The organism is Microbacterium abyssi, assembly GCF_015277895.1.
Classification (GTDB): domain Bacteria; phylum Actinomycetota; class Actinomycetes; order Actinomycetales; family Microbacteriaceae; genus Microbacterium; species Microbacterium abyssi.
Genome location: NZ_CP063815.1, coordinates 178,216 through 197,492 on the forward strand (window position 1 = coordinate 178,216; position 19,277 = coordinate 197,492).

Below are 19,277 nucleotides of genomic sequence, written 5' to 3' on the forward strand. Positions count from 1 at the left end.
TCAGCCCGCGAGCGTCACTTCCTTGATCCGCAGCTCGTCGCCGGTGGACGAGTTCGGCTCGTAGTTCACCCGGTCGGACAGACCCAGCATGACGGTCTGGTGCGCGATCGGGGCGAGAGCGACGACGTTTTCACGCTCGTACGCGAACACCTCTTCGTACGCGGCCTGGCGCTCGTCGCCGGTGAGCAGGCGCGCCTCGCCGATGAGTTCGTCCAGACCCGGGTCGCCGAATTCCGCCTGGGCTCCGCCGGTGAGCATGTACTGCTCGACGGTGAACTGCGCGTCGCCGGCCTGGTTGCCGTGCTGGATCAGCATCGAGATCGGGCCCTCATCGGTCACGAACGGGCTCAGCTGATACTGCAGGTGCTGAGTGGTGTCGACCATGCGGAGGTCGACGTTCAAGCCGATAGCCGCGAGCTGCTCGCGGAGCACTTCACCGAGCTCGCTGACCTTCGGGAACTGCGCGGTGCGCACAGGCATGACGATCTTCGTGTCGACCGGAACGCCGTCGGCCCTGGCCTCCTCGACGAGCGACTTCGCCTCCTCGGGGTCGTACGGCCAAGGCTCGAGCTCGGAGTTGAACCCGACGATGCCCTCGGGGATCAGCTGGGCCGCGACCTTGTCGCCGTCGGGGTACAGCGACGACACGATGCCCTCGCGGTCGATGGCGTAGTTGATCGCCTGGCGGATGCGGATGTCATCCAGAGGAGCGGTCTCGCCTGAGAATCGCAGGGCGATCGTCTCGTTGTTCGGGTAGCTGACGCCCATGTCGTCGATGCCGTCCTCGGCGCTGAGGCCCAGGGCGATGTCGGCCTCGCCGCTGGTGATCATCGCCGCGCGGACCGTGCCCTCCGAGCGCCACTGGTACTCGACCGTGGCGAACTGCGGCGCGTCGCCCCAGTAGTCCTCATTGCGCTCGAGGGTGAGCTTCGTGCCGGCCTGCCATTCACCGATCGAGTACGGGCCGGTGCCGATCGGCTCGCGCACGAATTCCTCGTTGGACGTCTCGGGGGAGACGATCTCGATGAACGAGAGCTTCAGCGGGAGGATCGGGTCGGGATTCGGCGTGGTGACCGTGAGCGTCGTGGCGTCCGTGGCCTCGACCTCGAGGTCGTCGTCGCCGAAGATGTACCCCTCGACGTTGCAGCCGAGGTCTCGGTTGACGGCGCGATCGATGGAGTAGGCGGCCGCCTCGGCGTCGAAGGGCGTGCCGTCCTGGAAGGTGACGTCGTCGCGGACGCTGAAGGTCCACTCGGTGTCGCCGGTCTGCTCCCACTCGGTGGCGAGCAGGGGCTCGAGATCACCGGTGGACGGGTTGCGCTCGACGAGCGGCTCGGTGACCGTGCTGCGGACGACCACACCCGTCGAGGTGAGGTTCGCGTCGCAGGCCTCGAGGGTGGGCGGCTCCTGAGTGAGCACGACACGGAGGGTCTCATCGGTTCCGCCGCCGCCGTCGCCTCCTTGCGGGTCGGAGTTCGCGACAGAGCACGAGGCGAGAAGTGCGATCGACGCGATGCCGGCTGTGACGGCGGCTGCTCGGGTGCCTCTGCGTCGAGGGGAAGAAAGCTTCATCGGGTTCCTCCAGATAGGGATGGCTGAGGCCCACTGTGGCTCTCGGCTTGTTGCGAATGTCGCAGAGCGCTTCACGAGCGTCAACCGATTCGCCGCATGGATCTGTCGCGGACCCCGGCCCTCAGAGCCGGGTGGCGTTCAGCGGCCGCAACGCGATCCGCGGGATTCCGCCACTCTCCCCCCATGGATACAGCAGGCGCATCAATCCATGCAAGTTCGCTTTTGGACGTGCATCGTTCGCCCGCCGTAGTCTCGCGCCATGACGAACATCCCCGATCCCGCTTCCCCGGTCGACCCCGGCACGATCGCCCAGGCCGGCCCGCTTCTCGCATCACTCGAGCAGATCCTGCAGGACGAGCACTCCGTGGTGCGCCTCCCCGACGACGTCGCCGCTCTCGATCCGGCGGATGCCGCGAAGGTTCGCGCCGTCGTCACGAGCGGTCGCGTCGGTGTTCCGACCGACCTCATGGCGGCGCTGCCGAACCTCGAGATCGTGACGAACTTCGGGGTGGGATACGACACCACCGACGTCGCGCAGGCGGCGGCTCGCGGCATCCAGGTCACGAACACGCCGGACGTGCTCACCGACTGCGTCGCCGACACCGCGCTCGGACTCATGCTCGATGTGTTCCGCCGGTTCGGAGCATCCGAGAGATTCCTGCGCGACGGGAAGTGGGAGTCGGGTGGATTCCCGCTGACGCGACGCTTCTCGGGCAGCACGGTCGGCGTTCTCGGCCTCGGTCGCATCGGCCAGGCGATCGCGCGACGCGCTGCCGCCTTCGACACGACGATCGTGTACACGACCCGGCGTCCCGTCGAGGGCGTGCCGTGGGAGCACGTGGCGTCCGCCGTCGAACTCGCGCGGCGATCGGACGTCCTCGTCGTCGCCGTGCCCGGAGGGCCGTCGACCGTGAATCTCGTGGATGCCGAGGTGCTCCGCGCGCTCGGACCGGACGGTTTCCTGGTGAACATCGCTCGCGGCACGGTGGTCGACGAGGATGCCCTGATCGAAGCTCTGGAGGCGGGCGAGATCGCCGGGGCCGGGCTCGACGTGTTCGCGAACGAGCCGAATGTCCCCGAGCGGCTGATCCGCGATGACGTAACCCTGCTGCCCCATGTCGGAAGTGGCACCCAAGAGACCCGTCAGGACATGCGGGACCTCACGCTGGCGAACCTGCGGGCGTATCTCGCCGGCGAGCAGCTGCCCACGCCCGTCCCTGAGACGTCCGGAGTTTGATGCACGCACTGTATTGATCTATCCACCATTTGGTTTGTAAGCGCATCGTTTCGCGCATAGCGTGACGATTGTCCAGATCCGCGCCGGACCCCGGCGAGAACCCCAGGAGTGCACCGTGGCACGATTCACGCCCACCGAACTGGCCGACCACCTCCGCGATGGTCTCCTCTCCTTCCCCGCAACGGCGTTCACGCCCGAGCTCGACTTCGACGAGAAGCGCTACCGCGAGCACGTGGAGTGGCAGGCCGGCTACGACGTCGCCGGTCTCTTCGCCGCGGGTGGCACCGGCGAGGGTTTCAGCCTCGACCCGGCCGAGGCCGCAGCTGTCGTCCGCGCGGCGGTGGAGTCGTCGCGGCCGGAGGTGCCGGTGCTCGCATCAGCCGGCGGCTGGACCCGCAACGCGATCGCGAACGCTCGCGCCGCCGAGGAGGCGGGCGCCGAGGGCGTCCTCGTGCTGCCGCCGTACCTGACGGAGTGCGACCAGGCAGGTCTCGTCGAGCACGTCTCGGCGATCGCCGCCGCCACGAGTCTCGCGATCATCGTCTACAACCGTGGCAACGCGATCTACTCGGCCGAGACCATGGCCACGCTCGCCGCGCGGCACGAGAACGTGATCGGGTTCAAGGATGCGACCGGGGACATCGAGCACCTGGCATCCGTCTACGTCCGCAACGGCGAGCGGCTGTTCTACCTCGGCGGTCTGCCGACCGCGGAGACCTACGCCCTGCCGCTGCTGCAGATGGGCATGAGCACGTACTCGTCGGCGATGTTCAACTTCGTGCCCGAGTTCGCGCTCGACTTCTACCGCGACGTCCGGGCGCAGGATCGCGCCGCCGTCACCGAGAAGCTCGGCCGGTTCGTGCTGCCCTACCTCGCGATCCGCGACCGCGGCCGCGGGTATGGTGTGTCCATCATCAAGGCCGGGCTCCGGGTGACCGGACGTGGTGTCGGACCGGTGCGTCCGCCCCTGCACGATCTGTCGGAGCAGGACGACGCCGACCTCGCCGCCCTGATCGAGCGCGCCGGATTGCGCGTATCCGTTCCTGCCTGACCCGTCCCCGCTGGACTCTCGACCGCAAGGAGTGTGTGACATGACCGCCGCCGTTCTCACCGGGCATTCATCGATCGCCGGACGTTCCGTTCCGGGCAACGGCGCGCCGCTGCACGCGATCGCACCCGCCACCGACGAGAAGCTCGATCCGCCGTACTCGCAGATCGACGTCGAGCAGCTTCGTGAGGCGACGGCGGCGGCGAACGACGCGTTCGAGTCGTTCTCGCGCCTCGCTCCCGAGGCTCATGCCGCCTTCCTCGAGACGGTCGCCGACGAGATCGACGCGCTCGGCGACGCGCTGATCGAGCGGGCGATGCAGGAGACCGGGCTGCCGCAGGCGCGGATCCTCGGCGAGCGGGCGCGCACGACCGGACAGCTGCGGCTGTTCGCCTCGGTCGTCCGCGCCGGCCTGCATCGCGGAGTGCGGATCGACCCTGCGCAGCCGGAGCGCACGCCGGTGCCGCGTCTCGACATCCGTCAGCGAAAGATTCCGCTCGGGCCGGTCGCCGTGTTCGGGGCATCGAACTTCCCGCTCGCGTTCTCGACGGCCGGGGGAGACACGGCATCTGCGCTCGCCGCAGGCTGCCCGGTCGTGTTCAAGGCGCACAGCTCGCACCCGGGCACGAGTGAGCTCGTCGCCTCGGCGATCGCTCGCGCCATCGATGCGCACGACCTGCACCCCGGGGTGTTCTCGCACATCTTCGGCCCCGGCCGCAGCGTCGGTCAGGCGCTCGTCGCCGATCCCGGCATCCATGCTGTCGGATTCACCGGGTCGCGAGAGGGCGGTCTCGCGCTCGTGCGCACGGCGCAGGAGCGGCCGGTGCCGATCCCCGTGTACGCCGAGATGAGCTCGGTGAACCCGGTCTTCATCCTTCCCGGTGCGCTGGAAGGCGACATCGAGGCACTTGCCGCGGGGTATGTGCAGAGCGCGACCGGATCGAGCGGGCAGCTGTGCACGCAGCCCGGGATCGTGTTCGTTCCGCGCGGAGAGCAGGGGGAATCGTTCCTGCTGGCTGTCGGGGCGGCAGTGAAGGGCGCGTCCGGACAGACCATGCTGTCACCGAGCATCGCCGGCGCATGGCGCGACGGCGTCGAGACGCGGGATGCCAACGCCGAGGTGCTCGCGCGCGGATCCGACGGCGAGGGCCCGCACGCGCCGGCGCCCGTGATCCACTCCGCGGAGATCGCGGAGTTCGAGGAGAACCATGTGCTGCACGAGGAGATCTTCGGAGCCGCGTCGCTGGTCGTCCGCTACGGCGATGCAGCGGAGCTGGTCGAGGCGGCATCGAGGCTTGAGGGTCAGCTGACGGCGACTTTGCAGCTCTCGCCCGATGACAACGAGCTCGCGGCGGCGCTGCTGCCGGTGCTCGAGCGCAAGGTCGGCCGGATTCTCGCGAACGGCTGGCCCACCGGGGTCGAGGTCGGGCACGCGATGGTGCACGGCGGTCCCTTCCCGGCAACGAGCGACTCGCGCACGACGAGCGTCGGAACGCTCGCGATCGAGCGGTTCTTGCGTCCGGTCGCGTATCAGAACCTTCCGGACGAGCTGCTGCCCGAGGCGCTGCGCGACGCGAACCCGTGGCAGTTGCCGCGTCTCGTCGACGGCCGGTTCGAGGCATCGGAATGAGCGCTGTTCCCACGATCGAACGGGTCGAGGTCGTGCCGGTCGCCGGCCACGACTCCATGCTGCTCAACCTCTCGGGTGCTCATGCGCCGTTCTTCACGCGGAACATCGTCATCGCGACCGACTCGGATGGACGCGAAGGGCTGGGTGAGGTTCCGGGAGGCGAGGCGATCAGGGCAACGATCGCCGAGGCCGGGGAACTGCTCGGGGGAGAGCCGGTCAGCAGGTACCGCTCGCTGCTGCGGATGATCGCGACGCGGTTCGCCGACCGCGACGCTTCGGGCCGCGGGCTGCAGACGTTCGACCTGCGTACGACCGTCCACGCCGTCACCGGAATCGAGTCGGCGCTGCTCGACCTGCATGCTCAGCACCTGGGCGTGCCGGTCGCGGAGCTGCTCGGCGACGGCCAGCAGCGCGACAGCGTGCCGATGCTGGGTTACCTGTTCTTCGTGGGCGACGCCGACCGCACCGACCTGCCCTACCTGCGTGAAAGCGGCGACGCCGGCTCGTGGGAGAGCGTGCGTCGTGAGGAGGCGATGACGGCCGAGGGCGTCGTGCGTCTGGCCGAGGCTGCGCAGAAGCGGTACGGCTTCGCCGACTTCAAGCTCAAGGGCGGCGTGCTCGACGGCAAGGTCGAAGCCGACGTGGTCACCGCTCTCGCGCAGCGGTTCCCGGAGGCGCGGATCACGCTCGACCCGAACGGTGCGTGGCTGCTGGAGGATGCTGTGCGCATCGGCCGTCGTCTTCGCGACGTGCTGGCGTACGCCGAGGATCCGTGCGGCGCGGAGGGTCGGTTCTCGGGACGCGAGGTGATGGCCGAGTTCCGTCGGCGCACCGGGCTGCGCACCGCGACGAACATGATCGCGACGGACTGGCGCGAGATGGCGCATGCCATCCGATCGGATGCCGTCGACATCCCGCTCGCCGATCCGCACTTCTGGACCATGGCGGGTTCGGTGCGGGTCGCGCAGCTGTGCAACGACTTCGATCTCACCTGGGGCTCGCACTCGAACAACCACTTCGACATCTCGCTGGCGATGTTCACGCAGGTGGGGGCCGCGGCTCCCGGCGAGATCACGGCTCTCGACACGCACTGGATCTGGCAGGACGGGCAGCAGCTGACCGTCGATGCGCCGCAGATCCGCGACGGCGCGGTGCGTGTGCCCGACCGTCCCGGGCTCGGTGTGACCGTCGATCGCGCTCGGCTCGCCGAGGCGCACGAGCTGTACGTCGAACACGGGCTCGGGGCGCGCGACGACGCGATCGGGATGCAGTACCTCGTGAAGGACTGGGTCTTCGACAGCAAGCGGGCGTGCCTGGTGCGCTGACTACTCCTCGGGCTCCCATCGCAGCAGGTCCCCCGGCTGGCACTCCAGCACCTCGCACAGGGCATCGAGAGTCGTGAAGCGCACGGCCTTCGCGCGGCCGTTCTTCAGCACCGCGAGGTTCGTCGGCGTGATGCCGATGCGGTCGGCGAGCTCGCCGACGGCCATCTTGCGGCGGGCGAGCATGACGTCGATGTCGACGATGACGGGCATCAGATCACCTCGCCGAGCTCGGTGCGCAGCTTCTGCGCCTCGTTCTCGCGCTCGATGGCCTGGCGCAGCAGCGCCTTCATCACGAACACCAGCAATGCCATGCCGCCGAGCACCAGCGCGGCTCCGCACACGAGCCCCACGACTCCGGGTGCGATGTCCGTCGGCGCGAGCACGAACGCGAACGTCAGTGCCAGAAGGGCGGCAGCCCCGATCGCACCGATGATCACGTCGACGTAGCGGAACGACGACTCCTGGAAGATAGATCCGCGCCGCACCTTGGTCAGCAGCATCCATACGCACACGGCGAAGACCTGCATCGTCAGCACGCCCAGAATCACGACCACGACGAAGCTCACGCGGAACCACATCGGGGCACCGTCGAGGTCGATCCACATCAGCGGAGCGATCACCGTCTGCACCACCAGTGAACCCAGTAGCGCCAGTGCGATCACTACGCGCAGGATCACGATCGTCGTTCGTCCCATGACGACATCCTCTCATCGAATTACAGGCATAATCTATCGTTAATCGTTCGATTTCGGAAACTGCTCGACCGATTGCCCAGAAGCGTCGCTGCGGCGGGAATGGCGTTCGGAGCGTGGTGCGCCTCGTACGATCGTTCATATGGCTTCTTCTGCTCTCGTCGAGAGACCCCTGCGCCGCGCGCGCGTCGGCGTCGCCCTGCTGTTCCTCACCAACGGGGCGCTGTTCGCCAACATCCTGCCGCGCTACCCCGAGATCAAGGACGCGCTCGGGCTGGATGCCGCCACCTACGGCCTCGCGATCGCCGCCTTCCCCGCCGGCGCGATCGTCGCGGGCCTCGCGGCCGCGATGTTCATCCGTCGATTCGGCTCGGCACGGGTCGCGGTCGCCGGAACCATCATCACCAGCCTCGGCATCCTCGCCGCCGGCTTCTCTCCGTCGGTGATCCTGTTCGCTCTGGGCCTGTTCCTCGGAGGGGCAGCGGATGCCATCACCGACGTCGCCCAGAATGCGCACGCGCTGCGCGTTCAGCGCGGCTTCGGACGCTCGATCATCAACTCCTTCCACGCGATCTGGTCGATCGGCGCGGTACTCGGGGGATCGATGGCGGCTGCGGCGATCGCAGTCGCTCTGCCCCTCGGCATCCACTTGATCATCTCCGCCGTCATCTTCGGCACCGTGTCGCTCATCGCGCTGCACCTGTGCCTGCCGGGCCGCGACGACCGCACCGAAGAGGACGCGATCGCCGATGGCGAGGAGATCGGCGGCGCGCTGCAGCGCATCACGGCGAAGACGGTCATCATCATCGTCGCGCTGGTTCTGATCTCGATCGCCGGTGCGCTCGTCGAGGATGCCGGGATGTCGTGGGCGACCCTCTACCTCGCCACCTCGCTCGACGCCCCCGCAGCGCTCGCCGCCACCGGCTACATCGCCCTCGTGGGCGCACAGTTCGTCGGACGCATCGTCGGTGACGGCCTCACCGACCGGTTCGGCCAGCGCGTCGTGGCGATCACGGGCGGGTTGATCACGTCCGTCGGCATGGGTCTCGCGCTCGCGTTCCCGTCGATCCCCGGCACGATCCTCGGGTTCGCGGCCGCCGGCTACGGCGTCGCCACCCTCATCCCCGCCGCCATGCACGTCGCCGATGAGCTGCCGGGACTCAAGCACGGCGCCGGCCTCACGATCGTGTCGTGGCTGCTGCGCCTCGGATTCCTGTTCTCCCCTCCCATCGTCGGGCTCGTCGCCGACAACGCCGGGCTGCGGACCGGCCTGCTCGTCGTGCCGATCGCGGGCGTCGTGGCGGTGTTGTGCGCGTGGGCGCTGACGGGGCGGCCGAAACGCAATGTGCAACTCTAGGGTTGCGCTCAGGCTCCGATAGTGCAATCCTGGGGTTGCAGATGACCACCCGGTCGTCGCATACTCGATTCAGGAGGTTCACTCATGGTCAGCACGACTCAGAACCCGGCAGCCGTCGTCGATGAGGACACGTTCTCGATCCGCCGAACGATCCGGGTCGCCGCATCCATCGACAAGGTCTGGCAGGTGGTCGCAGAGCCCGCGCACATCTCGCGATGGTTCGGTCGCACCGAGCTCAATGGCACCGGCGTCGGAGCCACCGGGACGGTGACGTTCCCCGATACGGAACCGTTCTCGCTGCGCGTCGAGGCCCGCGAGGAGCGGCGACTCATCGCCTATCGCTGGAACAACGACGATGCCTACCGTGACGCCCACGGTGGCTCCGTCGGCGATCACGCCGACCCTCTCGCGGAGGATCGCACGACGGTGTTCACCTTCACTCTGGAAGAGGTCGACGGCGGCACGCAGCTCACGGTCGTCGAGGCCGGATTCGAGCACACATCCGACCCGGCCGTGAACCTCGAGAGCCACCGCACCGGCTGGACCGAAGAGCTCGACAAGCTCGTCGTGCTGCTCGAGAGTGCGGCATGACAGCCGCCACACTCGCCCCCATGTTCGCGGCACTCGCCGACGAGACGCGGTGGAGCATTCTGGTGGCGCTCGGCGAGGGGGATGCTTCGGCATCCGCCCTCGCCGGGCAGCTGCCCGTCTCTCGTCAGGCCATCGCGAAGCACCTCGCCGTGCTCCAGGAGGTGGGGCTCGTCGAGCCGGTGCCGGCGGGGCGCGAGGTGCGGTTCCGGGTGGTCGGCGCGTCTCTGAGCGCGACGGCTCGGCGGCTCGATGAGATCGGCCGCGAGTGGGATCGCCGTCTCGCCGCGATCAAGGAGATCGCGGAGGGGCTTTAAACCTTCGCGGCGTCCGCGTAGGCGAGCCCCTTGCGCATCGCCTCGCGCGACGCGGCATCCCACGGTCCGGAGCACGCGAGCGGGATCTCGGTCATGTGCCGCCGCACGGCGTCCAGCCGGCATCTCGGAACGCGCGCTCGGCATCGTGGTGGGTGGCATCCGCGGGCAGGCTGTCGACGATGGCAGTCATGGTCTCCATCGTGAGGCAAAATGCTGTCTGCCAACTCAAAATGGCAAAACTGAAGCAAATCGCCAAGCCAGCGCGTGAGTCTAGTTCTCAGTCTGTTGTTCGGTTTGGAAAGCGAGCCAGTGCGGCGCGATACTCATGGCGAATCAGAGCCCCTCTTCATCAGCTCTGCGAACACGACATGAAGCCATCGAACTCCCTTCTCTCGGCATCCGCGCGCGTCGCCGTCATCGGCGCCGGTCGCCTCGGCGGCGTGCTCGCCGGCGCCCTCCGCGCAGCCGGGCTCGACGTGCACGGACCGTTCGGGCGCGACGCCGCCGTGCCCACCGTCGACATCGCCCTGCTCTGCGTGCCCGACGCCGCGATCGCCGCCGCCGCCGACGCCGTGAGGGACCGCGCGCGGTTCGTCGGTCATGTCTCCGGCGCGACGACCCTGGATGACGTCGACTTCAGCGTGCACCCGCTGCAGACCTTCACCGGCGACGAGACGCCGGACGTCTTCCGCGGCATCGGCTGCGCCATCGACGCGCGCACCGACGAGGCGCTCGCGGTCGCGACCGGTCTCGCCGACGCGCTCGGGGCTCGCGCGTTCCGCGTCGGCGATGCCCAGCGCGCGGGCTATCACGCCGCGGCATCCACGGCCTCGAATCTGCTGCTCACGGTACTGGACGCTGCCGAGCAGCTCGCCGTGACCGCCGGCCTTCCGTCGGCTGACGCGCGCGCTCTCCTCGCACCGCTCGTGCGCCGCACGGTCGAGAACTGGGCGGATGCCGGTGCCGAGGCATCCCTCACCGGCCCGATCGCACGGGGCGACGAGGGAACAGTCGCACGCCAGCGCGCTGCTGTAGCCGGCGCCACCCCCGACCTCGTCGCGCTGTTCGATCAGCTGTGCGGCAGCACCCGCGAGCTCGCCGGCCGTACGCAGGAAGAAGCAGCATGAGGATCATCGGCACGATCGACGAGATGCGCGCCGCCGTCCGCACGGCGCGCGCGGCAGGCCAGACCGTCGGCCTCGTCCCCACCATGGGTGCCTTCCACGAGGGGCATCTCTCCCTCATGCGGCGGGCGCGCGCGGCATCCGATCTCGTCGTGGTCTCGCTCTTCGTCAACCCGACCCAGTTCGGCCAGAACGAAGATCTCAGCTCGTACCCGCGCGACGAAGCGCGCGATGCGGCGCTGGCCGAGAACGAAGGCGTCGACATCCTCTTCGCGCCCGAGGCGGCCGAGATCTATCCGGACGGCTTCGCCACCAGCATCCATGTCTCGGGAATCACCGATGTGCTCGACGGCGCCTCGCGCGGAGCGTTCCATTTCGACGGCGTCGCGACCGTCGTCACGAAACTGTTCGGCATCGTCGCCCCCGACGTCGCCTACTTCGGGCAGAAGGACGCGCAGCAGATCCTCGTGGTGCGTCGTGTCGTCGCCGATCTGAACCTCGAGGTGCGCATCGAGGCGTGCCCCATCGTGCGCGAGGCCGACGGGCTGGCCATGAGCTCGCGCAACGTCTACCTCGACCCGGCGGCGCGTCAGCAGGCGACGGCCCTGAACCGCGCGTTGGATGCCGCGGCAGCCGTGCGCGGGTCGGGCGAGCGAGACGGCGAGCGGATTCTGGATGCCGCCCGCCGCGTCCTCGCCGACGCCGACATCACGCCCGAGTACCTCGAACTTCGCGACGTTCTCACCCTGAACACCGTCACCCGCGTCGAGTCCGACGCCCTCCTCGCCGTCGCCGCACGCGTCGGCGCCGCACGTCTGATCGACAACCACATCCTGAAAGGCGACGTCTGATGCGACGCACCATGCTGAAGTCGAAGATCCACCGCGCGACCATCACCGGAAGCGACCTCAACTACGTCGGCTCGATCACGATCGACGCCGACCTGCTTGAGGCCGCCGACATCCTCGAGCACGAGCAGGTCCACGTGCTCGACGTCGACAACGGCGCGCGCTTCGAGACCTATACGATCGCCGGCGCTCGCGGCTCGGGTGTCATGCAGGTCAATGGAGCGGCCGCTCGGCTCGTGCACTCCGGCGACACGATCATCGTCGTCTCCTACGCCGAGTACTCGGCCCAGGAGCTCGAAGCCTATGAGCCCGTCGTCGTTCATGTCGATCGCGGCAACGGAATCATCCAGGTCGACGATGCGGTCGACCAGCTGCTGACCGGGGCATCGAAGTGAGCGTCCACCCGGCGTCCCGTTCGCGGGTCACCCTGGGATCTCTCGCCGCGAAGAAGGCGGCCGGCGAGAAGATCGTCATGGTCACGGCGTACGACTATCCGGGCGCGCAGATCGTCGAGGCCGCCGGAGTCGATGTCGTGCTCGTCGGGGATTCCGCGGCGATGACGGTGCTCGGCTACGACAGCACCGTGCCGGTGACCATCGATGAGATGATCATGCTCACCGCCGCGGTGCGCCGCGGACTCTCTGCCCCGCTGCTGGTGGCGGATCTGCCGTTCGGCTCGTACGAGGCGTCGGATGAGCTCGCGATCGCGACGGCGCAGCGCTTCATCAAGGAGACCGGGGCGGATGCCGTCAAGATCGAGCGCGGCGGCACCACGGTCGATCGGGCCCGCGCTCTCGTGGCCGCCGGAGTACCCGTCGTCGGGCACGTCGGACTCACGCCGCAGACCGCCACGTCGCTCGGCGGCTACCGCGCGCAGGGGCGCACCGCCGACAAGGCCGCTCGGGTGATCGAGGATGCCGTTGCGCTGCAGGATGCCGGATGCTCACTGATCGTCGTCGAAGCAGTGCCCTCTTCGGTGACGGCCGCACTCATACCGCGCATGGAGATCCCGGTGATCGGGATCGGCGCAGGAGCGGATGCCGACGGCCAGGTTCTCGTCTTCCACGACCTGCTCGGCATCTACGACGGCGGGGCCGCCCGATTCGTGAAGAGGTATGCCGATCTGCGCACGGATGCCGTCGCCGGCGTCACGGCGTACGCGAACGAGGTGCGTACCGGGGAGTACCCCGCTCCCGAGCACGGCTACGCGATGCCGGCGGACGAAGTGGCGCGGCTGGGCGAGCTGCTTCCGCAGCGGTGATCAGGTCGCGTCTGAGGCCTGGTGCAGAACACCGCGAGCAGTCCGTCACACCCCTCGCGCTCGCGGATACGCTTCCGCGGTGGACCTGCCCCGGGAATGGTCGCGTCAGTCCTCGCTGGAGTGCAAGCCTCTTCGCGCCGACAGCAGCGTGATCTCCGGATGCTCTTCGGCCAGCATCCGATCCGCTCGATCGAGCACGTCTCTCACGTGGGCGGCGTCCGCGCCGATCACGGACACGCCGATCGCAGCTCTGCGGTGCAGGTCGTGGTCGCCGACTTCGGCCGCCGCGGCCTCCGTGCGCCGCGACAGGTCGGCGATGAGCGGGCGGATCACGCTGCGCTTCTCCTTCAGCGACTGCACGTCGCCGAGCAGGATGTCGAACTCCACCCAGCCGATCCACATGCCGAAGAGTCTGTCATGCGTCCGACCGATGCCGCGAGTTGCAACCCAGGGTTGCAAGAGGTTTGCCAAGCCGTCGAGTGAGGGCGGGGCGAGTTATCCATAGTGCGAACAAATCTTCGAGAATGTCGGAGGCGGTGCGTACGCTGGAGATATGTCAAAGCTGGCCGCACTGCACGAAGCGATATCTCGCCTCGACGAGGTATGGGCGGATGCCGATGATTCGAACGACCTTTCGAGGGCGCAGCTGCTGGCCGTCAATCAAGCGGCCGCGGTTCTCCAGCGCCGACTGGATGCCTTCCACGTCGATGTCGCCGCGGGATTGGCGCGCGAGTCGCGGCCGGAGCTCGGCGCCGAGAGCCTTGCGAAGCAGCAGGGATTCCGCACGCCGGCGAAGTTCATCGCCGCCACCATGGGCGTGTCGACCGGCGATGCCATGCGGCTGATCAAGGTCGGCGAAGGGACGGCGCCGCGCAGTGACCTGATCGGGTCGCGACTGCCCGCCAAGTATCCGCTGGTACGTGAGGCGCTCGAATCGGGTGCGCTGAGCGCGCAGGCGGCGGCGATGATCATCGGGCTGCTCGACCGATGCCGCGTGGCGGCCGGCGCCGAGCGTATAGCCGAGGGCGAGCGGATGCTGGCCGAGGGGGCTTTCGGGCTCGGCCTCGACGAGCTGCGCAAGCTCATCACGCGCGCTGAGGCGTGGCTCGACCCGGACGGTGTTGAACCGCGCGAAGACGAGAAGCGCGCCCAGAGGTCGCTGACGGTCTTCGCGCGCGATGGCATGGTGCACCTGGAGGGGAGGCTCGATGCGGAGAGCGCCGCGCCCGTGGTCGCGGCGCTGCGCGGATATGTCACGGCGACGTTCGCCGCCCGAAAGGACGCGGTCGATCCCGACGCGCCGGATGCCGATCGTCGCACGGTTCCGATGCTCCAGGCCGATGCGCTCAGCCTGTTCTGTGCACACGTGCTGGGATGCACCACGACCGGGCTCCCTCTTGCGGGCGCGACAGTGATCGTCCGCATGACCCTCGAGGATCTCGAGTCGGGCACGGGATCCGCGACAGTCGACGGCATCGACCGGCCGATCAGCGCCGGGGCGGCACGACGGATGGCCGCCAGCGGCGGAGTGATCCCCTGGGTCCTCGGCGGCGATAGCGAGATCCTCGACTGGGGGCGGCGAAAGCGACTGTTCACGCGAAGCCAGCGGCTCGCTCTCGTCGAACGGGATGGTGGCTGCGCGATGTGCGGACTGCCACCCGAGATGACGAAGGTGCATCACATTCGATGGTGGCGACGAGATACGGGAAGAACCGACCTTTCGAATGGCGTGCTGCTGTGCGAGACCTGCCACCATCGCATACATGACAACGGGTGGGAAGTCCGCGTCGAGGGGGCGGGAACGAGTGCACGGGTGTGGTTCATTCCACCTCCATACGTCGACCCGGCGAGGACGCCGCGGCTCGGCGGTCGAGCGCGATTCGACATCGCGGCGTGAGCCGGGTGTGGGTTCGCTGGGAACACTTCCTGAACGACTTATAGCGATATATCGTTGACGCAATCGGCGTGCACGTCCGCGCACCGTGATCCAGGAGGTCATCATGAACGGCTCATCCCCCAACAACGGATTCGGATCAGGCTCGCCATTCGGCGGTTTCGGCGGCCTGGGTTCTGGCGGTTTCGGCGGCGCAGGCGGTCCGGGAACCGCGATCTTCGATGCGCTTGATCAGATCCGCAAGTCGTTCGAGTCCCGCCCCAGCGGATCCACGCGCATGGCGCGCGGCGACGTGCGCGCGGCGGTCCTGTCGCTGCTCGCCGAGGAGCCGATGCACGGCTACCAGATCATCCGCGAGATCGAAGACCGTTCCGGTGGATCGTGGAAGCCGAGCGCCGGTTCGGTCTACCCGACGTTGCAGCTGCTTGCCGACGAGGGCCTCGTCTCCGCCGAGGAGCAGAACGGTCGCAAGACGTACTCGCTGACCGAAGCCGGTCGCGCGGTGGCCGATGAGGCGGAGGCACCTGCTCCGTGGAAGTCTTCTGGTGGCGCCCAGGACGGTGCTCGGCATGGTGGTGAGAGCCAGCGCGCGCTCGCGAAGGCGGGTGTCGACCTCGCAGGCGCGGCCGCGCAGTTCGCCCGCAGCAACCCCGAGCAGATCGACCAGGCCGTCGAGGTTCTCGAAGACGCCCGCCGTAAGCTGTACGCGATCCTTGCCCAGGACTGAGCTGTACCGGCACGGCGTCGCGGGAGGGGCATGATGGCTGACGCGGGACATCCCGGGCCCCATCGCGCCCGATACCGCCGGATTCTGCGATTCGCATCCCTTCAGCTCATCCAGCTGTGGTGGTTCGAACTCTTCCTGCCGCGCATCGGGCTCGCCCGCATCGCCGAGCGCACCAGAACCGACCGGATGCTCCGGATCGCCCGCCGCTTCCACGTGCTCGCTGTCGAACTCGGCGGGCTGATGATCAAGGTCGGCCAGTTCATGTCGTCACGCCTCGACGTGCTGCCGCCCGAGATCACCGCTGAGCTCGCAGGGCTCCAGGACGAGGTTCCCGCGGTGCCGTTCACCGAGATCAAAGCCCTCGCAGAGCGCGAACTGGGTGTTCCGTTCGACCGCGCCTTCGCCTGGGTCGACGAGACCGCGCTCGCCGCGGCATCCCTCGGCCAGGTGCACCGGGCGCGACTGTCCGAACTCGACGCCGCCGACACCGGGCTCGAGAACGTCGTCGTGAAGGTGCAGCGTCCCGGCATCGACGGGATCGTCGCCGTGGATCTCGCCGCTCTCCGGAAGGTCGCCGGCTGGCTGCGGCGCGTGCGCATCGTGTCCGACCGGGTCGACGCGCCGGCGCTCGTCGAGGAGTTCGCGCACACGTGCATGGAGGAGATCGACTACCTGCACGAGGCCGCGAACGCCGAGCGGTTCGCGGAGAACTTCGCCGGCGATCCGCGCGTGTCGACCCCCGAGGTCGTGTGGGAGCGGACGACCCGGCGTGTGCTGACCCTCGAGGACGTCACGGCGATCAAGATCAACGACACCGCTGCCCTGCGCGCCGCGGGCATCGACCCGGCCGAGGTCGCTGACACCTTCGCGGAGGTCATGTTCGGGCAGGTGTTCACGCACAGCTTCTTCCATGCAGACCCGCATCCGGGGAACATCTTCGTGACGCCGGCATCCTCGTCAGGCGGACCGGGCTGGCGCCTCACCTTCGTCGACTTCGGGATGATGGGCGAGGTGCCGGAGGGGCTGCGCGGCGGACTGCGCGCGGTCGTGATCGCCGTCGCCGCCCGCGACGGCCGCAAGCTGGTGGATGCTGCGCAGGAGGTCGGCGTGCTGCTGCCCTCCGGCGACACCAAGGAGTTCGAGAAGGCGCTGAGCGCACTGTTCGCGCGTTTCGGCGGCATGGGGTTCGCCGAACTCAGCCACGTCGACCCGCGGGAGTTCCGCGACTTCGCGCTGGAGTTCGGCGACACCGTGCGGGCGCTGCCGTTCCAGCTGCCGGAGGGGATGCTGCTGCTCTTCCGTGCCGTCGCACTGACGTCGGGCATGTGCAGCGGGCTGAACCCGGCGTTCAACGTGTGGGATGCCGTGGAACCCTATGCCGCGCAGCTGCTGCGCGACGAGTCCGGCAACACAGTGAAGGCGTTCGCCGAGCAGGCGTGGACGACGGTCGCAGTCGCAGCCCGGCTGCCCGGCCGGATCGACGCGGTCATCACCGAGATCGAAGAGGGCACGATCACCTTCGACACCTCACGTCTGGAGCGGCGGCTGGACTCGCTGATCCGCATCGGCCGGCGCGTCGTCTCGGGCGTACTGTTCGCCGGGCTCGTGGTCGGTGGGGCGCTGCTGCTGGGCGTGGCTCCGCCGCTCGGAATCGTGCTGCTCTCGGTGTCGCTCGTGCCACTGGCGCACGCGGTGTTCGCGGGAGTCGGACGGCGCTGAGAGTCGCGTCGTCTCGCCGTTTGCGGCTGACTTCGGCAAGAACATCGCGCTGGGCAGGCGGATCTTCGTCAACTCCGGATGCCGGTTCCAGGACCAGGGCGGCATCACGATCGGCGACGACTGCCTGATCGGGCACAACGTCGTGATCGCCACCCTCAACCACGACCTTGCGCCGAGCCGCCGCGCCGACATGCATCCGGCGCCGGTCGTCATCGGCTGGAACGTCTGGATCGGCGCGAACGCGACGATCCTCCCCGGTGTCACCATCGGAGACGACGCGGTCGTGGGTGCGGCATCCGTCGTCACCAAGGACGTGCCGGCCGGCGCGATCGCCGTCGGATCACCGGCGCGGGTGGTGCGGTCCGTTCCGGAGTGATCCGGTCTTCAGAAAGCTCTTGACACGGCATCCGCTCAGTCGTAACGTACAACCAAATGGTTACACAATCTGGACTGAGCGAGACGGAGATCGACCGTGTGTTCCATGCACTGGCGACGGCGACCCGGCGTGACATCCTGCGCCGCACGATCACGGAGGAGCAGTCGGTGTCGGCCCTTGCGGGCGATTACGAGATGTCCTTCGCGGCCGTGCAGAAGCACGTCGCCGTCCTCGAGGCCGCGGGCCTCATCATCAAGCGCGCCGAGGGACGCGAGCGGCTCGTCCGCGCGAATCCTGAGATGATCGCGCGCGCCCGGGCGCTCCTCGCCCGCTACGAAGAGCTCTGGCGGGCTCGCATCTCCCGCCTCGACGACCTGCTCGCCTCCGATGCACCCAACGAGAACAAGGGAGTTTGAAATGCCTGTCACCGATGTCGCCACCGACACCGAGAACCTGACGATGACCGTCACGGCCGACTTCGCCGCTCCGATCGAGCGCGTGTGGAACGCCTACAGCGACCCGCGCCAGCTCGAGCGCTTCTGGGGCCCGCCCGGATGGCCCGCCACCTTCACCGCGTGGGATCACACGATCGGCGGCCGCGCGAACTACTCGATGTCCGGCCCGCGCGGCGAGAAGTCATCCGGCTACTGGGAGTTCCTCGCGATCGAGGAACCGCGCCGCTTCGAGGTGCTCGACGGCTTCACCGACGAGGAGGGCAACCCGAACGAACAGTTCCCCGCTATGCGGATGGAGTTCACCTTCGCGCCCACCTCCGACGGCACGCACATGGTGACCACGAGTCACTTCGCCTCGCTCGAAGCGCTCGAACAGGTCGTCGAGATGGGCATGGTCGAGGGCACCAAGATGGCGATGGCGCAGCTGGATGCCGTGCTGCAGGACCTTCGCGAGTACGCCGAGGGCAAGGGCACGCGCGTCGAGATGCTCGACGACACGCACGTGCGCATCACGCGGCTCGTCAACGGCCCGCGCGAGCTGGTCTGGCGCGCGCACCACGAGCCGGAGCTGATCCGGCAGTGGATGCTCGGCCCCGACGGGTGGGAGATGACGGAGTGCGTCGCCACGACCACGGTCGGCGAGAGCTATCGCAACTCGTGGGCTCCGGTCGGCGACACCGAGGGGCAGCCGTTCGGCTTCGAGGGCGAAGTGCTGCTGAGCGACGCTCCGCGACGCGCGGTCACGACCGAGCGGATGCAGGGACAGCCCGTCGAGACGCTGAACGATCTGAACCTCTATGAGGAGGACGGCGCGACCCTCGTCACTGTGCTCATCGAGTACCCGGACAAGGACACGCGCGACATGATCCTCGCCACCGGCATGGCCGACGGCATGGAGGCCTCGTTCGAGCGGCTGGAGCGCGAGGTGCTGGCAGCGGCGCGGTCGTAATCCCTCAGAAATCAGCGAGTTCGGCCCCGGATCTGGTGGATTCGGGGCCGAACTGCTGTGAACCTTCGGATCCCCGCCGGTTATGCGCGAATAGATAAGTCTTATGTAGAAAACACGCGGAAGCGGTTAGCCTGAGGAGAGCGAAGACGCCCGTCCCA

The 19,277-nt window shown here is 68.3% G+C and carries 21 protein-coding genes; 17 read left to right on the forward strand and 4 right to left on the reverse strand.

The features are described 5' to 3' along the window. A complete protein-coding gene (locus tag IM776_RS00915) occupies positions 1 to 1,572 on the reverse strand; it encodes an ABC transporter substrate-binding protein (RefSeq protein WP_194421222.1) in 1,572 nt (523 codons plus the stop codon). Positions 1,573 to 1,831: 259 nt separating this feature from the next. Between IM776_RS00915 and IM776_RS00920 the strand changes: the two genes are divergently transcribed. The 4 genes from IM776_RS00920 (at position 1,832) to IM776_RS00935 (ending at position 6,812) form a co-directional block, all read left to right on the forward strand. Further along, positions 1,832 to 2,809, forward strand: coding sequence for a 2-hydroxyacid dehydrogenase (locus IM776_RS00920; RefSeq protein ID WP_194421223.1), 978 nt, complete (start codon positions 1,832 to 1,834; stop codon positions 2,807 to 2,809). A 115-nt stretch (positions 2,810 to 2,924) separates the two neighbouring features. Next, positions 2,925 to 3,860 (forward strand): 5-dehydro-4-deoxyglucarate dehydratase, encoded by a 936-nt coding sequence (locus IM776_RS00925; RefSeq protein WP_194421224.1) that lies wholly within the window; start codon positions 2,925 to 2,927, stop codon positions 3,858 to 3,860. A gap of 40 nt (positions 3,861 to 3,900) precedes the next feature. Beyond that, the gene (locus tag IM776_RS00930; RefSeq protein WP_194421225.1) at positions 3,901 to 5,487 is read left to right on the forward strand and encodes an aldehyde dehydrogenase (NADP(+)); all 1,587 of its coding nucleotides are present in this window, start codon (positions 3,901 to 3,903) and stop codon (positions 5,485 to 5,487) included. Then, positions 5,484 to 6,812 (forward strand): enolase C-terminal domain-like protein, encoded by a 1,329-nt coding sequence (locus IM776_RS00935; protein ID WP_194421226.1) that lies wholly within the window; start codon positions 5,484 to 5,486, stop codon positions 6,810 to 6,812. Before IM776_RS00930 ends, IM776_RS00935 begins: the two co-directional genes overlap by 4 nt. Here IM776_RS00935 and IM776_RS00940 read toward each other — a convergent pair whose 3' ends face one another. Together IM776_RS00940 and IM776_RS00945 are read right to left on the reverse strand one after the other, a co-directional pair. Beyond that, positions 6,813 to 7,022, reverse strand: a complete 210-nt coding sequence (locus tag IM776_RS00940; RefSeq protein ID WP_194421227.1) for a helix-turn-helix domain-containing protein — start codon at positions 7,020 to 7,022, stop codon at positions 6,813 to 6,815. It abuts the gene before it with no gap. Further along, positions 7,022 to 7,507 (reverse strand): DUF2975 domain-containing protein, encoded by a 486-nt coding sequence (locus tag IM776_RS00945; RefSeq protein WP_194421228.1) that lies wholly within the window; start codon positions 7,505 to 7,507, stop codon positions 7,022 to 7,024. Before IM776_RS00945 ends, IM776_RS00940 begins: the two co-directional genes overlap by 1 nt. Positions 7,508 to 7,646: 139 nt before the next feature. Here IM776_RS00945 and IM776_RS00950 point away from each other — a divergent pair, with 139 nt between their 5' ends. The 7 genes from IM776_RS00950 (at position 7,647) to panB (ending at position 12,999) form a co-directional block, all read left to right on the forward strand. Next, positions 7,647 to 8,861, forward strand: a complete 1,215-nt coding sequence (locus IM776_RS00950) for an MFS transporter (RefSeq protein ID WP_194421229.1) — start codon at positions 7,647 to 7,649, stop codon at positions 8,859 to 8,861. Positions 8,862 to 8,945: 84 nt separating this feature from the next. Continuing rightward, the gene (locus IM776_RS00955) at positions 8,946 to 9,452 is read left to right on the forward strand and encodes an SRPBCC domain-containing protein (protein ID WP_194421230.1); all 507 of its coding nucleotides are present in this window, start codon (positions 8,946 to 8,948) and stop codon (positions 9,450 to 9,452) included. Next, positions 9,449 to 9,766, forward strand: coding sequence for an ArsR/SmtB family transcription factor (locus IM776_RS00960; RefSeq protein ID WP_194421231.1), 318 nt, complete (start codon positions 9,449 to 9,451; stop codon positions 9,764 to 9,766). The genes IM776_RS00955 and IM776_RS00960 overlap by 4 nt, the downstream gene beginning before the upstream one ends. A gap of 368 nt (positions 9,767 to 10,134) precedes the next feature. Next, on the forward strand, positions 10,135 to 10,893 hold the full coding sequence (locus tag IM776_RS00965) for a DUF2520 domain-containing protein (RefSeq protein WP_194421232.1): 759 nt from the start codon (positions 10,135 to 10,137) through the stop codon (positions 10,891 to 10,893). Next, positions 10,890 to 11,741: a pantoate--beta-alanine ligase gene (gene panC / locus IM776_RS00970; protein ID WP_194421233.1), complete on the forward strand. Its 852-nt coding sequence runs from the start codon at positions 10,890 to 10,892 to the stop codon at positions 11,739 to 11,741. The genes IM776_RS00965 and panC overlap by 4 nt, the downstream gene beginning before the upstream one ends. Then, the gene (gene panD / locus IM776_RS00975) at positions 11,741 to 12,133 is read left to right on the forward strand and encodes an aspartate 1-decarboxylase (protein WP_194421234.1); all 393 of its coding nucleotides are present in this window, start codon (positions 11,741 to 11,743) and stop codon (positions 12,131 to 12,133) included. Before panC ends, panD begins: the two co-directional genes overlap by 1 nt. Continuing rightward, a complete protein-coding gene (gene panB, locus IM776_RS00980; RefSeq protein WP_194421235.1) occupies positions 12,130 to 12,999 on the forward strand; it encodes a 3-methyl-2-oxobutanoate hydroxymethyltransferase in 870 nt (289 codons plus the stop codon). Before panD ends, panB begins: the two co-directional genes overlap by 4 nt. Before the next feature lie 105 nt (positions 13,000 to 13,104). Here panB and IM776_RS00985 read toward each other — a convergent pair whose 3' ends face one another. Further along, positions 13,105 to 13,401 (reverse strand): DUF503 domain-containing protein, encoded by a 297-nt coding sequence (locus IM776_RS00985; protein ID WP_194421236.1) that lies wholly within the window; start codon positions 13,399 to 13,401, stop codon positions 13,105 to 13,107. A 151-nt stretch (positions 13,402 to 13,552) separates the two neighbouring features. Between IM776_RS00985 and IM776_RS00990 the strand changes: the two genes are divergently transcribed. From IM776_RS00990 to IM776_RS01015, 6 genes are all read left to right on the forward strand, one after another. Then, positions 13,553 to 14,896, forward strand: coding sequence for an HNH endonuclease (locus tag IM776_RS00990; protein ID WP_194421237.1), 1,344 nt, complete (start codon positions 13,553 to 13,555; stop codon positions 14,894 to 14,896). Between the two features lie 103 nt (positions 14,897 to 14,999). Further along, positions 15,000 to 15,620 carry a PadR family transcriptional regulator gene (locus IM776_RS00995; RefSeq protein ID WP_194421238.1) on the forward strand — a complete coding sequence of 207 codons (621 nt, stop codon included), beginning with the start codon at positions 15,000 to 15,002 and terminating at the stop codon, positions 15,618 to 15,620. A 33-nt stretch (positions 15,621 to 15,653) separates the two neighbouring features. Next, on the forward strand, positions 15,654 to 17,339 hold the full coding sequence (locus tag IM776_RS01000) for an ABC1 kinase family protein (RefSeq protein ID WP_194421239.1): 1,686 nt from the start codon (positions 15,654 to 15,656) through the stop codon (positions 17,337 to 17,339). Continuing rightward, positions 17,233 to 17,715 (forward strand): DapH/DapD/GlmU-related protein, encoded by a 483-nt coding sequence (locus IM776_RS01005; RefSeq protein WP_422730926.1) that lies wholly within the window; start codon positions 17,233 to 17,235, stop codon positions 17,713 to 17,715. The genes IM776_RS01000 and IM776_RS01005 overlap by 107 nt, the downstream gene beginning before the upstream one ends. A gap of 56 nt (positions 17,716 to 17,771) precedes the next feature. Then, positions 17,772 to 18,131 carry an ArsR/SmtB family transcription factor gene (locus IM776_RS01010; protein WP_194421240.1) on the forward strand — a complete coding sequence of 120 codons (360 nt, stop codon included), beginning with the start codon at positions 17,772 to 17,774 and terminating at the stop codon, positions 18,129 to 18,131. A 1-nt stretch (position 18,132) separates the two neighbouring features. Further along, a complete protein-coding gene (locus IM776_RS01015) occupies positions 18,133 to 19,119 on the forward strand; it encodes an SRPBCC family protein (RefSeq protein WP_194421241.1) in 987 nt (328 codons plus the stop codon). Positions 19,120 to 19,277 lie beyond the last annotated feature (158 nt).